Source organism: Psychrobacter sp. T6-1 (assembly GCF_052258445.1).
In genome coordinates this window covers 1-1,444 of sequence record NZ_JBQQFC010000452.1, presented here as the reverse complement: position 1 = coordinate 1,444, position 1,444 = coordinate 1, and the positions used below count along the sequence as shown (strand labels likewise).

At 43.7% G+C, this 1,444-nt stretch carries 1 protein-coding gene; it reads right to left on the bottom strand.

Features of this window, described 5'->3' with window-relative positions; all coding sequences use genetic code 11:
• Window positions 1-929 (bottom strand): DEAD/DEAH box helicase (locus ACTXGO_RS13725; protein WP_443574913.1); only part of this gene is annotated, 929 nt, incomplete at its 3' end.
• Between the last annotated feature and the right edge of the window lie 515 nt (window positions 930-1,444).

Sequence of the window (1,444 nt, the reverse complement as noted above, 5' to 3'; positions counted from 1 at the left end):
TGGCCTTGCTCTTGTAGAGACTTGGCTAGTTTTTCAGTGCTGCGCTTAGTGGCGGCAAATATGATGATTTGCTCCATTTCAGGCTGGCAGACGAGCGTATCTAGGATCTTGTTTTTGTGATTGAAATCATCACAGTAATAAACCGTCTCATCGATGTGAGCCGATTCAACTTTGATAGAGACGCGCTCAGGGTTTTTGGTGAAGCTTGCAGCGATTTTGCCGACAGGGCCATCCCAAGTCGCAGAACACATAATCGTTTGACGATCAGTAGGTGCCGCTTTTAGGATATCGCTAATGTCATCAGCAAAACCCATATCTAGCATGCGATCCGCTTCATCTAGTACTAAGACCTCAAGGCTTGATAGATCAACGCGGCCTGCATTGATATGATCAAGCAAGCGACCAGGCGTTGCCACGATAACTTGCACGCCTTTTTTGAGCGCTGTGATCTGACCATTGTACGGCGCGCCGCCAACTAAAGGTACACAGAATACGCCGCGCATGTCTTTAGAATACGTGCGTACGCTATCATGGACTTGCTGAGCAAGCTCGCGAGTTGGCGTTAAGATAAGCGCTTTAGTTAATTTATCAAAGCTCGTTGAGCGGCTTAGACGATCGAGTACAGGAATGACGAACGCTGCCGTCTTACCACTACCTGTTTGCGCTGATAATAAAAGGTCACGGCCCTCTAGAGCAAAAGGAATGGCCTGTGCTTGGATAGGAGTTGGGTTGGTATAACCACTGCGATCAAGCGCTGATAAGATGGGCTTGGCAATGTTAAGGTCTTTAAAAGTGACTTGGTTTTCGTCAGTTGTTTCACTGACAGTCGCGTCTGTCGTAGGCGCTTGAGTAGCAGTATCAGTTTTTGCAGTATTGTTGCTATCGATGATGCCGTTTTGAGCGGCGATTGTAGATAAGATATCAGTCATGAGTTGCCTTGGTAGTATGGGCTGCTGTAAATTCAGCATGCCAGTTGCCTACCACTGATAACCGCGCATCACACAACTTAGATCATCTATCGATGATATTTGCTACTAAAAGCAGTCTAAAAAAGTTGTCTGTTGTCTGACGTATTTTGGTGGTAGCGCCGAGTGTCTTATCCTTGCCTGTTATAAACGTTTTATCAAAGCTTTAATCCAAAGCCGATAAAATCAAATAACACTCAATTTGGCATATAAGCCAGTAGATAAGATATGAGTCAAAAATAATAGGATTATTTCAGAACACAAAATCATCGGCAACAATTACTCATGGTCGTCCTAGACCCAAAATCGCAGGCGATGTTATCAATCTCATAATTCACGCAATATCAAATTGCGTGGCGACGTAGTATAGCATAGTAAAATATATCTGCTCGTGTTTTTTTAATTTTTCAATTCACAGGCCTATCAATAATCCATTACTGACGGATAATTTTGACATCAGAGACATATGTAGGTAGCTG